General features: G+C 55.4%; 11 protein-coding genes and 1 tRNA gene. 5 read left to right on the top strand and 7 right to left on the bottom strand.

Annotated elements, in window-relative coordinates; all coding sequences use genetic code 11:
• Window positions 1-2 precede the first annotated feature (2 nt).
• On the top strand, window positions 3-953 hold the full coding sequence (gene meaB, locus ACVDG4_RS11210) for a methylmalonyl Co-A mutase-associated GTPase MeaB (protein WP_306149996.1): 951 nt from the start codon (window positions 3-5) through the stop codon (window positions 951-953).
• A gap of 12 nt (window positions 954-965) precedes the next feature.
• On the opposite strand, the gene ACVDG4_RS11205 is transcribed toward meaB, so the two are convergent.
• The 3 genes from ACVDG4_RS11205 to map all read right to left on the bottom strand — a co-directional run bounded on the left by ACVDG4_RS11205 (window position 966) and on the right by map (window position 4,954).
• Window positions 966-3,245 (bottom strand): bifunctional diguanylate cyclase/phosphodiesterase, encoded by a 2,280-nt coding sequence (locus ACVDG4_RS11205; protein ID WP_447235138.1) that lies wholly within the window; start codon window positions 3,243-3,245, stop codon window positions 966-968.
• 156 nt (window positions 3,246-3,401) lie between these two features.
• On the bottom strand, window positions 3,402-4,115 hold the full coding sequence (gene radC, locus ACVDG4_RS11200) for a RadC family protein (RefSeq protein WP_447235137.1): 714 nt from the start codon (window positions 4,113-4,115) through the stop codon (window positions 3,402-3,404).
• 8 nt (window positions 4,116-4,123) lie between these two features.
• Window positions 4,124-4,954: a type I methionyl aminopeptidase gene (map, locus tag ACVDG4_RS11195; protein WP_447235136.1), complete on the bottom strand. Its 831-nt coding sequence runs from the start codon at window positions 4,952-4,954 to the stop codon at window positions 4,124-4,126.
• Between the two features lie 207 nt (window positions 4,955-5,161).
• On the opposite strand from map, the gene ACVDG4_RS11190 reads away from it, so the two are divergent.
• Window positions 5,162-5,247, top strand: a tRNA-Leu gene (locus ACVDG4_RS11190).
• A gap of 346 nt (window positions 5,248-5,593) precedes the next feature.
• Window positions 5,594-6,355 carry a substrate-binding periplasmic protein gene (locus ACVDG4_RS11185; protein ID WP_447235135.1) on the top strand — a complete coding sequence of 254 codons (762 nt, stop codon included), beginning with the start codon at window positions 5,594-5,596 and terminating at the stop codon, window positions 6,353-6,355.
• A gap of 59 nt (window positions 6,356-6,414) precedes the next feature.
• Here ACVDG4_RS11185 and ACVDG4_RS11180 read toward each other — a convergent pair whose 3' ends face one another.
• On the bottom strand, window positions 6,415-8,574 hold the full coding sequence (locus ACVDG4_RS11180; RefSeq protein ID WP_447235134.1) for a bifunctional diguanylate cyclase/phosphodiesterase: 2,160 nt from the start codon (window positions 8,572-8,574) through the stop codon (window positions 6,415-6,417).
• A 334-nt stretch (window positions 8,575-8,908) separates the two neighbouring features.
• On the opposite strand from ACVDG4_RS11180, the gene ACVDG4_RS11175 reads away from it, so the two are divergent.
• On the top strand, window positions 8,909-10,333 hold the full coding sequence (locus tag ACVDG4_RS11175) for a TrkH family potassium uptake protein (RefSeq protein WP_008192452.1): 1,425 nt from the start codon (window positions 8,909-8,911) through the stop codon (window positions 10,331-10,333).
• Window positions 10,334-10,373: 40 nt separating this feature from the next.
• Complete coding sequence (sfsA, locus tag ACVDG4_RS11170) at window positions 10,374-11,078, top strand: DNA/RNA nuclease SfsA (RefSeq protein WP_447235133.1); 705 nt, start codon at window positions 10,374-10,376, stop codon at window positions 11,076-11,078.
• Between the two features lie 23 nt (window positions 11,079-11,101).
• Here sfsA and ACVDG4_RS11165 read toward each other — a convergent pair whose 3' ends face one another.
• From ACVDG4_RS11165 to ACVDG4_RS11155, 3 genes are all read right to left on the bottom strand, one after another.
• Window positions 11,102-11,761, bottom strand: coding sequence for a L,D-transpeptidase (locus ACVDG4_RS11165; protein ID WP_447235132.1), 660 nt, complete (start codon window positions 11,759-11,761; stop codon window positions 11,102-11,104).
• Window positions 11,762-11,898: 137 nt separating this feature from the next.
• Window positions 11,899-12,408, bottom strand: a complete 510-nt coding sequence (gpt, locus tag ACVDG4_RS11160; protein WP_133946776.1) for a xanthine phosphoribosyltransferase — start codon at window positions 12,406-12,408, stop codon at window positions 11,899-11,901.
• A 15-nt stretch (window positions 12,409-12,423) separates the two neighbouring features.
• Window positions 12,424-13,167 (bottom strand): competence/damage-inducible protein A, encoded by a 744-nt coding sequence (locus ACVDG4_RS11155; RefSeq protein ID WP_447235131.1) that lies wholly within the window; start codon window positions 13,165-13,167, stop codon window positions 12,424-12,426.
• Window positions 13,168-13,260 lie beyond the last annotated feature (93 nt).

The raw sequence follows: 13,260 nt of genomic DNA, 5'->3' as shown, positions 1-13,260 counted from the left end.
TCATGCCTGAGCCTTTTCCGGACGTTGATGCGTTAAGATCCGGTGGGAAACGGGTTTTATCCCGTGTTCTCACCCGGATCGAAACGGACGCCGACAAACCGGAGACGGCAGCATTTCTGGATCGGATTGCCGCTCAAGGTAAAGGTCATGTCCTTGGGCTGACCGGCCCACCGGGCGTTGGCAAGTCTACGCTTACCGATGCGCTCATTCGTGCGTTTCGGGATGCTGGCGGCAGTGTTGCTGTTCTTGCGGTCGACCCATCATCTGCAATCACCGGCGGTGCGCTGCTAGGAGACCGGACCCGACTGAAAACCGACCCCAATGACGATCGGATTTTTGTGCGCTCGATGGCTGCGCGCGACAGACTCGGCGGGCTGTCGGATCATTCGGTTGCTGCCATCGCGGTTCTGAGGGCCGCGTTCGATCATGTGATCGTGGAAACTGTCGGTATCGGCCAGTCTGAAGGGGATCTAAAGCAGGCCGCCGACACTGTGCTCCTGTGCATCCAGCCAGGATCAGGTGATAGCCTTCAATTCATGAAGGCCGGCATCATGGAACTGCCGGATGTGGTCGCTGTGACCAAGGCTGATATGGGGGCTGCAGCACGGCGTGCAGCTGCAGACGTCAAAGGTGCGCTGACGCTGTCGCCCACGGGTTCTAATAACTGGACTGTGCCTGTGGGTCTTGTCTCTTCACAAACAGGAGAGGGGATGGAGGCTCTGATCGATCAGGTCAAAGCCCATCTCGATTTCCTGCAAAGCGATGGCAGGCTGGATAGCCACCGGGCCGCACAACACAGTGCTTGGTTCCGTGACCGCGTCCTGTCTGAATATGGACAATCGGGTCTGAGGATCTGCCAAGACCTTGCCGAGGGGCGGGCACGCCAAGCTCCGTTTACCTGTTTCACCGAGTTTTCGGAAAAAATGCACGCGTGCCTGCCGACGGCAACCTGAAGCAACAGATGGTCAGACTTCTGCTGCGCGCATCGTGAACGCAAATTCGCGTCCGAAATCGCCGCCATGTTCCTTCTTGAAGTCCTCAAGGAACTGCGCAAGATCCGTCTCATTGAGCGGTTGAGAGATGAAATAGCCCTGCATGCGATGACAGCCGTGGGCCTGGAGGAACCGGATCTGCTCGATGGTCTCAATGCCTTCAGCGACGATCGTCATGCCAAGGGCTTTGCCAAGCTGAATGATGGATACGATGATAGCCTCTGCCTCCGGATTACCGTCCATGTCAGACAGGAAATCACGATCCACTTTCAAGGTATCAAATGGGAACCGGCGTAAGTAACTCAGGCTGGAGTAGCCAGAGCCGAAGTCATCCAGCGCGACCTTGATGCCGAGGTTCTTCAAGCGCCGCAGAGACTTCAATACCGTATCGTTGCGGCCGGCAAATACGCTTTCCGTGACTTCGATCTCCAGGCGCTGTGGCGCTAGGTTATTTGTCGCCAGGATCGCCATGACCTTTTCGACAAAACGTGGGTGTTTGAATTGGTTGGGCGACACGTTGACCGACATGACCACATCCGGCCAGTCATGAGCCTTGGCGCAGGCCTTGTTCAGAACCCACAGACCGAGTTCGTTGATCAAACCGGTCTCTTCGGCAACGGGAATGAACTGCGCCGGAGAAACGACCGTGCCATCCTCCTTTGTCCAGCGGGCAAGCGCTTCTACGGACACGATACGCTGGGCCGCGGTGTCAGATTGGGGCTGGTAGGCGAGACTGAGTTCGTCGTTTTTCAGCGCCATCCGCAACTCGCGGGAGAGCTTGTCCTTCGATTGAACATGGTCTTCCATGTTAGCTTCGAAGAAGGAGCGGCGGTTCCGTCCATTTTCCTTTGCATCGTACAGGGCGATATCCGCCTTACGCAGCAACTCGTCCGGGTCGACGCCATCGCGGGGGGCAACGGCTGCGCCAATAGAGAGGCTCGCATGTAATTCGCGGGCGCCGATCTTGATCGGTTGGGAGATTTCATCCTGAATTTGATCGAGGATGTATTCCAGCCACTCGTCACTTTTGGAATTCGGGATCACCATCGCGAACTCATCGCCGCTGATCCGTGCGACAATGCCGTTATCGCCCAAGACGTGTGTCAGACGCTTGGCAACGGCGACGATGACCATGTCTCCAGCCGAGTGACCGAGCGTATCGTTGATATCCTTGAAGTGATCGAGGTCGATATAGATGACAGCGGTTTCCCGCCCCCGACTGTTGGTGTCCTGGAGCATATCCGTCAGCAACCGGTGAAAATGGGCGCGGTTGGGCAAACCTGACAAGGCGTCGTGGCGCGACGTATGCACGGCCTGCGCTTCACTGACGGCAAGGCGCTTGGTCATGTGGCGGGTGAAAGCTGTAACAGCGATTACCACCGCCGTAATCATGAAGGCGGCCATTCCGAGGAAGGGATTGATCCGTGTCAACATCTGTGTTCCTGGCCGGTCCACTTGCCAGGCAATGACCCCGATGGGCGCGCCCGTCGGTCCGCGCAGTCTCAGTTGGCCAATGCCCTCACGATCAGTCTGTTTTTGTGCCAGGATGAAACCGTCAAGTCTGGTCATATGCATGATCTCAGACATCTTTTCACCACGCAGTGGCGCGAGGCTTATCATGACCGTTGGCGGAACTCTCTTGGGAATAACCGACTGAATTTGCCGGGCGATTGCTGCAACCGAAAAGAGATGCGGTTCTCCTTTCACCGAAACAACGCCGGTTTCGAAGATCGAATAACGTTGATCCCGTTGGCTCGGTTCATAGCTGTAAAGCCCGGAGGGAAGCCTCCGGAACGAGATGATATAACGGGCGCGGACCTTCGCGATGGCAGGCTTCAAACGCGCAAGAAGATCCGGTGTCAGCCAACTGTTGTTATGGTCATGCGCAAACAGCGCCTTGACGGCATAGTCCTTTCCAACCACCGCGGATTTTGTAAATCCGTGGTTGGCGTAGAGCCAATGAGTCATGTTGTCGAACACCCAATCCTGATCCAGATTGGGCGCGTTCGTGATGTGAAAAGCGGCATCCCAGGTCGCAACACCGGATTGCTGGCGTGCCAGGTCATCGGAAACCAGTTGCAGTGCTCCAGAAATCAATTGCAGCTGTGATTGCTCGGCACTCTCATCGGAGATGCGTGCGGACCAGTGCATCAGGAAGAAGATCCCGACAACGGACAGAAAGACCAGTGTCACCAACGGTATGATGATGACATTGGCGATCCGCCCACCTGAGTTCTTCAACTTGGTCTGCATTTACTAGCCCTGTTTGACAGGTGCATTATTGGCGAAGACAGTTAAGGATTGACCGACATTGATGGTAAAAAATGTATTTAGTTAAAATGCACGTACATCAAAAAAATAACTTATACACAAACACTTGGCCTTGTTTTCAACCTGATGGATCAAGCCCTATATGAGTTGTAATCCCTTGAAACTCACCTGTGATCTGAGACCAACGATGATGTGATCGTGGATTTCTATGCCAAGGGGTTTGGCTATGTCGACCAATTGCCGCGTCATTTGAATATCCGCCCGCGAGGGCGTGGGGTCTCCTGAGGGATGGTTGTGGACCAGAATGATCGCCGTTGCCCCGTGTTCCAAAGCTCTGCGTACCACCTCTCGCGGATAGACTGGAGTATGATCAACAGTGCCGGTTTGCTGTAGCTCATCGGCAATCAGCCCATTCTTCTTGTCGAGAAAGAGAACACGGAATTGTTCGATGTCGGACATGGCCATGCGGGCTTGCAGATAGTCCATCACTTTTGACCAGGAATCGAGCAGCTCCCGTTCCCTCAGTTCACCGGTATGAAATCTGGCGATGGCGGCGTGAATGGCATGCAGTGTGTCGATGCTGTTGTCCGACAAGCCCTTGATTTCCTTTAGTCTCGGACGCGGCGCGGACAAAACGGCAGAAAACGAGCCAAAGCGTTTCAACAGGGCTTTGGCAATTGGTTTGGTGTCCTGACGGGGCAGGGCAGAAAATAAAAGAAACTCCAGAAGCTCATAGTCGGCGAGACTGTTCTCACCGCTTTTACGAAACCGTTCCCGCAGCCTTTGGCGGTGTCCTTTCGTGCCGGTATCTGCCGATTGTTTTTCGGAGAAACCGGCGTCCGGTTCGCTCATGAGCCTCCTTAGGCGTTGGGCAACCCTGGTTTGTGGATACCTTTGGGTGAGGTTGTGAAGCTTTGACATCCATCCGCGGTGATCCCGATGGAATGTTCAAACTGGGCAGATAATGAGCGGTCGCGTGTTACAGCCGTCCAGCCATCACTCAAGACCTTCACGTTCGGCCGTCCGAGATTGACCATCGGTTCGATTGTGAAAATCATGCCAGGTTTCAGTTCCACGCCTTCGCCGGGCCGTCCGTAGTGCAGGATGTTCGGCGTATCGTGGAACAACCGCCCAAGGCCATGCCCGCAGAAATCACGGACAACAGAGCAGCGTTGCGCCTCGACATACGTCTGGATAGCCGCGCCGATATCACCGGTCGTGTTGCCCGGTTTGGCCGCCTCTATGCCGCGCATCAAGGATTCATAGGTTACGTCGATCAAGCGTTCTGCAGCCCGCTTCAGCGGCCCAACCGGATACATCCGGCTGGAATCACCGTGCCAACCGTCCAGGATGTAGGTCACGTCGATGTTGACGATATCGCCTTCACGTAAAGCCTTGTTGTTCGGTATTCCATGGCACACAACATGGTTGATCGACGTGCAAGAGGACTTTGTATAGCCGCGATAGTTCAGCGTAGCCGGTATCGCATTCTGGTCCATGCCGTACTGGTAGACGAAGTCGTCGATTTCTTGCGTGGTCACACCCGGTTTGACCATATCGGCCAGCTCGTCGAGACAGGATGCCGTTAGCTGCCCGGCCTTCATCATGCCATCAAAGTCTTCAGGTCCGTAAAGGCGCACCTGACCCGTATTTTTCATTGGGGCATCGGCGGCATCGATGTAGGTGACCATAAAGTTGTGTTCTCGCTTCTGGGCTCCCAGCGCAGCTTGTTGGCTGCAGCACGTTGGAGCCTACCATGTTCTTTAAGTCCACATACAGTCCGCAGGTGGCAATTTCCAGTCCCCGATGTGCTGGGCAGAGAAGAAACAGTATTTGAAAACTACGCTGCTGGCTTGCAGAAACGATGCAAAGTCTCTAGGGGATTTGGTGTTGCTACTGCGGGCGTGGTGGAACTGGTAGACACAAGGGACTTAAAATCCCTCGGCCCTAGGCTGTACGGGTTCGAGTCCCGTCGCCCGCACCAATTTTGTTGGCGCTACCGCTCTTCGGGCTACTTGAGCGCTGGTTTGGTTCGAGGTTGATCCTCTCAATTGCACAAAAAGACTTCCTGACTTTCAACTCGCAGTAAGGCTGTGGCCGATGTCGTGGCTTGCAGAACCTCAGTCAACCAAGAGATGCGTTTTGCGGTAGGCGTGGCTGGTTGCCGTAGGGTCGTTTTTCAGAAACATCGTCTTTCCGGAGTGTGCTCAAACAGCTTAGTGCCGGAAAAGTCTGCTTCTGTTTTTAACCTCTTGTCAGTTTTGCATTAACGAAATTTCCGTTACGGTAGTCTTTGTCGGCGTTCAGCCCTCGGTTGCGGAGCGGATTTTTTGGCTTTTCGGATCTTGGCATGTCTTTCCGGAATGTGGCTTTCCTTGGTGTTCGGCGGCTCAAGCCTTGCCGACGAGAACAGATTGCTGATTGTTGGCTTTTCAACCCCGCCGTATCTTTCAATCGGCCCGGATAACGAGCCGCGCGGACTGCTTGTTGATCTGGTTAAAACGGCTGCAGCGGAATCCGACGTTGAGGTCCATTTTGAAGTAACCAGCTGGCCCCGTGCTCAGCTCGAGGTGCGCAAGGGCGCGGCGGACCTTATTTTTCCGGTGGTTTACACACCGGAACGGGAGGATTGGCTCAACTATCCAACCAATCCAATCACCCAATTTGAAATGATGATTTTCGCGAGGAAAAACCCGTCCTACGATTTCACCGGTGACGTAACCCAATTGCACGGTCTGTCCATTGGAAAAATTGCAAGCGGGCGCATGCATCCAAATTTCCGGGCGCTTGAAGAGAGTGGCAAGACCCGGATCGCGTCACGGGACAGCCTGGAGGAATTGCTGACTGCGGTGCATCTTGAAAGGCTCGATGGTTTCGTTGCGCCGCATCTCATGACGATTGAGGAAGCACATCGGATCGATCTGGACACAGTCGCTCCCTTTGCCCAGCCGGTTGGCGTGTCAGACATCTATCTCGCGTTTTCGAAAAACAGCACAAAAACTGAAGCCTGGAACCGGCTCCAGCAGAATTTGCCGCGTCTTGATCAGGCGAGAGCCGATTTCCTTCTGTCCATGAAAGAGACCGACAACTGATGTCGTCATGAATTGGAGCGCGAGGCCAGGTAGCGCCAATGCGCTTGCATCGCGGGATTTCAAGCGCGTTTGCGGATAGACTGCAGACGGTCGGAATTCAGTGCTTCACCAATGGATAGGCAGCAGTCCGGAATGTCTTTCGCCGGAAGCGGGCGGGCGCAGAAATAACCCTGCAGGCTGTCACATTCCAAACCCACTGTCAGCAAGTATTCGCCTTCAGTCTCTGCGCCTTCAGCAACGACACGGAGGCCAAGGCTTTTCCCCAAACCGACGATGGCTTGATAAAGCTGTTTCTTCTGCGGGTAGAGGTCTGCATCCTGAAGAAAGGCGCGATCAATCTTGAGTTCCTGAAACGGCAGCTTGTGCAGGTAGCTCAAGGACGAGTATCCCGATCCGAAATCATCGAGTGACAGCAAGACCCCCATCGATTGAAGTTCAAACAGCAGATCAAGAACAAGGCGTTCGCTGGTATCGACAAATACGTTCTCGGTGACTTCGAGACATAAGGTGTGCGGCGGAAGCTGGTAGCGTTGGAGAGTTTTCCGGACGTTGCTTGCAAAGTTTGGTTGTTGAAACTCTATGGGAGACACATTTACCGAGATGTGCCCAAATTCAAACCCGGATGTCAGCCAATGTGCCGCCTGCCGACAGGCTTCGTCGAGCACGTAATGACCAAGATCGATGATCAGGCCGGTCTTTTCTGCAAGGGGAATGAAGTCACAGGGCGGTATCCAGTTGCCTTGTCCGTCCGGCCAGCGAATGAGGGCCTCCAAACCGATCAGGTCGCCATTGGCCGGGTTCACTTGGGGCTGATAGTGGAGTTCCAATTGTCCTGTAGCGAGCGCCGTTCTGAGCCGGGTTTCCAAGAGCATTTCGCTTTGAACCCGATCATTGAGCGGGGCGGAGAAGAACATATGCTGCTGGTGAGCCGTATCTTTGGCCGCCCTTAAAGCAATCCCGGCCACCCGGTGGGCGGTCTCCACATCGTGGGCATCTTGGGGCAATAGAGCGATGCCAATGAGCGGATCGACCCTGATTTCACCTTCGTCCAGCGGGAAGGGAACAGACAGGACATCAATGATATCGGCTGCATAGTCAGCAGAAAGCTCGCCGCTTTCATCGAGCGGAAGCAGAATACAAAAGTCATCGGCCGAAATTCTGGAGACTTTTGCGCTTTCCCCTAACAGGCGCCGGAGGCGGGTGTAGGTCTGCATCAGGACACGGTTGCCTGCCTTCTGTCCGAAGGTATCATTGATTTTTGCAAAGCCGATAAAGTCCAGCTGGATCAGGGCCGTTTTCTTGTTGTCAACGGCTGCGCTTTCCAGAGCGTCAGCGAGATCTGCAAAGTACTTCGTACGGTTGCCGCCTGTTGTGACCGGATCGACATAGGCCAGCTTATGGAGGCGTTCCTGAAGCTCGGTTACCCTGGCCAGGCCGTGGGCAAGGTCGCCTATTTCATCTGGGCGGTCCGCACAGGGAAAAGAGGCCTGAGGCTGACCGGAGGCAAGCCTATGGGCGGCGGCGGCGAGACGGCGCAAAGGCATCATCTGGTTGCGCAGCAAGATCCCGCCCACGAGCATGACGGCAAAGAGAACCACTGCGGCCGCTGTGAAAAGGCGCCTGCTGAGCCGGTTTTGCGCGACCGTCAGATCATCGGCCCAGCCAACATCAACGGCTGCTGCTCCCTTCAGGGCACGATCGCCATCGACGATCGGCATTAAGTAAGCAAGGCGTAGCCGACCTTGAACAGGGACGTTCCCAATGAATGGAACGCCGTTTACGAGGTTTGAATACGCAGGGTGGCCGGGTTTGATGGCAAAAGGTGGTGGCATGCTGCCGTCCGGCTTGCGGAAAGTCGTTGCAATCCGGTCGAACAAACCAGTCTTTTCTGAGTAGCTGAAGATGTTAGCCGCACCCTGGTTGCTCTTGCCAATGGCCAGAACAAGTTCATCAAACAATGCATTTGGACGCAGGTCTGCCGGACCGTTGTAGAGTGCGGTCAAGGTCAGGACTTGCGGCTTGCCGTTTTCGTCGCTTGTGGGGTCGATTGCGCGGTCCGTGCCATACCGGATCACCGCCGCTGCGGTTTTGGCCGCGCGGTCAATGCGAATGGTCGAATTTTCTTCGGTCGTCCTTGTTATTTCAAAATAACTGATACCGGAAACAAGGCCGATGCTAAGCAAAACAGCAACCCCGAGTATCAGACTGATCCGGACCACCAACGAGTGAATTCCAAAACGTGTAATGGCGGTTATCCTTGTCAATTTCGCGTAGAGCGAGCTCACGACACAGACAGCACGCAAGGGTAAACTTCAAAGGCTACAGAAGTCTGAATCAATTGGTCCAATTTTAAACTAAGCAGCGTAGGTATCAGAGAACCCTAGTGAATTAACTGATCTGATCCCGGCATTGGGGAGAACATCCGGGGGAAGTGAGCTGCAAAGCATTGGAAATCGTTCGGAAAAACGGTAGGACGTTGAGTTGTGTGTCTCTGCGGAGCGCGCGCAATATGGGCTTTGGGGTGCGTTCCGCTTGATTTCACTCAGACCAGTTTTGAACGTTCTTGGGTTTTTGTATGTCGGTCTTGCGACCGCAATGCTCGTCCCAGCGATCATCGACGTCGCGCAGAAGAATGCAGATTGGCAGGCGTTCGTCTTTTCTGCCCTGTTAACCGGCATGTTTGGCATGCTGTTGTCGCTGTCCATGGGCGGCTCACTCAAGGAAGGGCTCGACACACGGCAGACCTTCATTTTGACGACGCTTGCCTGGGCAACACTACCGGCCTTTGGAGCCTTGCCTTTTCTTTGGCTTGGAATCGGCTACGCAGACGCCGTGTTTGAAGCGGTCTCAGGATTTACCACGACCGGCTCCACTGTATTGACCGGCCTGGATGGTTTGCCGCCCGGATTGCTCGTCTGGCGGTCGATCATGCAGTGGATGGGCGGCGTCGGCATTATCGTTATGGCGATCGTCTTGCTGCCGTTCCTGCGCATCGGTGGGATGCAGCTCTTTCAAAGCGAGAGCTCCGACAGGTCAGAAAAGATCGTCAGCCGCTCTGTTGAACTGATCCGGCTGTTGGGGCTGGCCTACCTGTTCCTTACCGTCCTGTGTATCGCCGCTTATTTGGCAACGGGCATGGGGCTCTTCGATGCGTTCAACCATGCTTTGACAACGATCGCGACGGGCGGGTACTCGACCCATGACCTGTCGTTCGGGTATTTCCAGAACCATTCGTCTGCCTGGGTCGCCATTGTCTTCATGATCATCGGCGCAATGCCGTTTGTGTTGATCATTCAGGCGCTCCGCGGGCAACCGCTTCTTTTGTGGCGGGATCCGCAGGTCCGAGTACTCCTCGGATTTCTTGCGATCGTTTCCCTGGCCCTCACGGTTCATCTTGGCGTCAAGATGGATTTTGATTTCGACGAGGCCTTGGTCAAGGCAACTTTCACGGTGGTCTCCATTGTGACCGGAACCGGCTACGCATTGGGCGATTTCGAACAATGGGGTGCTCCGGTTGTCGGGACCTGCTTCCTACTGATGTTTGTTGGCGGATGTACCGGGTCGACGACCGGCGGCATCAAGATTTTCCGGTTTCTGGTGTTTTTCGGCACGGTTCGCGCCCACTTGCGCCGGATGGTTCGACCACACCGGATCATGTCGGAGGAGTATGCGGGGACCCGGCTGACCCCGGAACTGTCCTTCTCGGTCTTGGCGTTTCTGGTGGTCTATCTGGGGTCTGTCGGTGTGATCACCGTAGCCTTGTCGTTCTTCGATCTTGACTTGGTGACAGCGATTTCGGCTGCTGCGACGTCTGTCGGCAACGTGGGTCCGGGACTCGGGCCGATGATCGGGCCGGCGGGGCATTTCGCGCCATTGCCGGATGGGGCCAAATGGCTCCTGTCCTTTGCCATGCTTGTTGGCCGTTTGGAGCTGTTCACGGTTTTGGTTCTGCTCGACCCGGATTTCTGGTCGAAGTAACCCACTCTGATCGTTTGCGTATCACTTCGGGATGTCATTCATGCAGTTTTCTGTCCCCCTTGTCAGTGGCCGCCTCGTCAAGCGCTATAAGCGGTTTCTGGCGGATGTTGTTCTGGATGAAACCGGCGAAGAAGTTACCGCCCACTGCGCCAATCCGGGGTCGATGTTGGGCCTGAAGGAACCTGGAGCCCGGGTTTGGTTGTCGCCGTCCGACAATCCGAAGCGGAAACTGAAATTTTCCTGGGAAGTGATTGAAGCCGACGGCGCGTTGGTCGGCATTAACACGGCCCATCCGAACAAGTTGGTAGAAGAAGCTCTGGTGGCCGGACGCATCCAGGGGCTTGCGGGTTTTGAAACCCTGCGCCGGGAAGTGAAATACGGCAAGAACTCCCGGATCGACATTCTTCTGGAGCAGGCGGATGGCTCCAAGATTTACGTTGAAGTGAAGAACGTGCACCTGATGCGCGAATCCGGTCTTGCCGAGTTTCCGGACAGCGTGACAGCCCGCGGCGCGAAGCATCTGGTTGAACTTGGAGATATGGTTGCGGAAGGTCACCGGGCGGCGATGGTGTTTTTGGTTCAGCGCCCTGATTGCGACAGGCTTTCACTCGCCTCTGACATTGATCCAAACTATGCCCAGGCTTTCAAGACGGCCAAGGTCGCGGGTGTCGAAGCCTATGCCATCGGCTGCGATGTCCGCCTCGACGGAATAGATGCTGTCAAGGATGTCGCGATCAACGATTGACCGACACTCTCCGTCTCGGCCCTTTAAACCTGATAGACCGTGATCGGAGTTCCCTCCGGCACGCGATTGTAAAGGTCAATCACATCCTGCTGAAGCATACGAACGCAGCCGGATGAGGCTGCTTTGCCGATCGACCAGGTCTCCGATGTGCCGTGGATCCTGTAAAGCGTATCCTTGTTGCCTTCAAAGATGTAAAGCGCCCGCGCGCCAAGGGGATTGTCCAACCCCGGGTCCATCCCGTTCTTGTATTTGGCAAGTTTCGGCTGGCGTTTGATCATGTCGGCGGGCGGGGTCCAGGTTGGCCAGGCTTTTTTCCGGGCGATCCGCGCCCGCCCGCCCCAAGCAAAGCCGTCACGCCCGATGCCGACCCCATAACGCATTGCCTTTCCGTCCCCCATCGCCAGGTACAAGAAGCGCTCATGGGTCTCCACAACGATGGAGCCTGGTTGCGCGGAGGAGTTGTAGTCGACGACCTGCCTGTAAAATTTCGGATCGATCTTGGAAATGTCGACGGCTGGAATAGGAAAACGCTCCTGCGGTCTGGCCGCATACATCTGCACATAATCTGTCGAGACCGGCTTGGTCAGGCTCGGCTTGGGTGGCAGTTTGGCAGTCGTGTTTCCCGAACAGCCGGTTGCGATCGCAGCTGCTGCCGAAATCAAGAATGTGCGTCTGATCAGCATGCCGGATCCCGTTTGGCTTTTGCGAGAATCATCGTGAGGCTTCCAAAAAACATAAACGGCCGGTTGAACCTCTCGGTCAACCAGCCGTCGAATGGATCTCAGGATAATCCGCGAATTGTGATGCGGACTGCCTGAAATCAGCCTGCCGTGTCTTTGGAAAGCGGCGGCTGGAATTGCCAGCCCATATCCCACGGGAAATAGATCCAGGTATCCTGGGAGACTTCGGTGATGAAGGTGTCGACCATCGGAACGCCAACCGGCTTGGCGTAGACAGTTGCAAAATGTGCTTTCGGCAGCATCTCCCGGACCACTTTCATGGTCTTGCCGGTGTCGACGAGATCGTCGATGACAAGAACACCGCTGCCTTCGCCGTCTTCCAGATCGATTACCTTCGGATCAACGGGTTTGATAACTTCCAGACGACCCTGGCTGTCATAGTCGTGATAGGAGGCGATGCACACGGTCTCGATGGTGCGGATGCCAAGTTCGCGGGCCACGATACCGGCCGGGACCAGACCGCCGCGGGTAATGCAGACGATGGCTTTCCACTCACCTTCGCTTGAGAGCCGCCAGGCGAGCGCGCGGGAGTCGCGGTGAAACATGTCCCAGGAGACCGGGAAGGCTTTGTCTTGTGCAGGGTTTTCCATTTCTTTTCCTTCAAGTCATCCAGAGAGATCGTCAACAGCGCGCGCTACATCCTGTGCGGCGGCTGCGAGAATGGTTTCGTCCCTGGATCGAATTACGATCTGTGTGGTGAATTTTCCGTCCGTTGCTTTCGGATAGGATCCAATCAGAGTTTCAGGATGGGCGTCCTGGATGGCGGCCAGGCGTTCGGCAATCCGGCTCTCCGGCATGTTTGCAGCAACCGTTTCAGACAACATCTTCTTGCCCGTATGCAGCGTCGGTGCGACCGCATCCATCATGGCTTGCATGATCGCAGGAACACCGGCCATGACATGGACGTTGTCAATCCGAAAACCGGGAGCCTTGGACACCTTGTTTTCAATGAGATCCGCGCCTTCCGGGATCCGCGCCATGCGTTGGCGGGCAGGGGTGAACTGACCCGGCGGATAGTGCTTTTCCATGATCGCAACGGCTCGGGGATCAAGGTTCAGCGGCACGTCGAATGCAGCAGCGACGGCCTCGGCGGTGATGTCATCATGGGTCGGCCCGATGCCACCTGACGTAAAGACATAGGTGTATTTCGCCCGGAGGGCATTCACAGCGCCGACGATTTCGGCCTGAACGTCCGGCACGATCCGAACTTCGCTGAGGTCAATGCCAAGAGCGGTCAGATAGTCAGCGAGAAAGCCGATATTCTTGTCTTTGGTGCGTCCGGACAGGATTTCATCGCCGATGACAAGAAATGCAGCGGTTACAACGTCATCGGCCTTATCAGCTGTCATGTCAGCGCTCCCTCGATCCGGATGCTTGGCTTTATCCCAGCTTGCGGTCTGGCTCAACCTTTTGCGTCAGAAACTTGGAGCCGCCCCAAGATT

It is taken from the genome of Roseibium sp. MB-4 (assembly GCF_053005265.1).
The sequence above is the reverse complement of the archived record's forward strand: the minus strand, read 5'-3'. Positions and strand labels throughout refer to the sequence as shown.